Origin of the sequence: Robertmurraya korlensis (assembly GCF_023715225.1) — a bacterium.
In the GTDB taxonomy this organism is placed as follows: Bacteria; Bacillota; Bacilli; order Bacillales; family Cytobacillaceae; genus Robertmurraya_A.
The window spans coordinates 1-461 of the sequence record NZ_JAMBNS010000093.1; the positions used below are offsets into that span (position 1 = coordinate 1).

General features: G+C 64.6%; 1 pseudogene. It reads left to right on the top strand.

The window, feature by feature from the left end:
• Positions 1-461 (top strand): annotated as a pseudogene (locus tag M3175_RS24320) (type III restriction endonuclease subunit R); the annotation flags it as partial.

Consider the following 461-nt stretch of genomic DNA (forward strand, 5'->3'; position numbering starts at 1 on the left):
TCTTCGAGCTGAACCGCCGCTACGGCTTCACGAAATTCGTGATCGTCGTGCCGTCGATCGCGATCAAGGAAGGCGTGCACAAGACGCTCGCGATCACCGAGGATCACTTCCGCGCGCTGTACGCGGGCGTGCCGTACGACTACTTCCTGTACGACTCCGCGAAGCTCGGCCAGGTGCGCCACTTCGCGGCGAGCGCGGCGATCCAGATCATGGTGATGACGGTCGCCGCGATCAACAAGAAAGAGATCAACAACCTCTACAAGGACAGCGAGAAGACCGGCGGCGAGAAGCCGATCGACCTGATCCGCGCGACGCGACCGATCGTGATCGTCGACGAGCCGCAAAGCGTCGACGGCGGCCTCGAAGGGCGCGGGCGCGAAGCGCTCGCCGCGATGGCGCCGCTCTGCACGCTGCGCTATTCGGCCACCCACGTCGACCGTCACCACATGGTGTACCGGCTC